Raw genomic sequence first — 275 nt, 5'->3', positions numbered from 1 at the left:
GAGCGCGCGCTGCATCAGGCGCTCCAGCAGCAGCAGCCCCAAACCCCGGCCTTGGCAGTGCGGGGCCACGGTGATGTTGAGCAGATGGGCTTCGTCGATGATCACGCTGAGCACGGCATGGCCAACCTGGCGCTCGCCCTCGAACATCACCCAGCAGTCGTAGCTGCTGAGGCCGTCGCTGAATAGCTTGCGCGACCACGGGTGGCTGAAGGCGGCGCATTCGATTTGCACCACTTCGTCGAGATCCGCCTCGGTCATGGGACGGATGAGTACGG

At 64.7% G+C, this 275-nt stretch carries 1 protein-coding gene; it reads right to left on the bottom strand.

Annotated elements, in window-relative coordinates:
• Positions 1-258: GNAT family N-acetyltransferase (locus AC0IW9_RS30820; RefSeq protein ID WP_471652108.1), on the bottom strand; the 258-nt coding region annotated here is incomplete at its 3' end.
• Positions 259-275: the final 17 nt, after the last annotated feature.

Source organism: Belnapia sp. AC561 (assembly GCF_979252845.1).
Note: the sequence above shows the minus strand (reverse complement) of the source record. Positions and strands in the feature narration are given on the sequence as shown.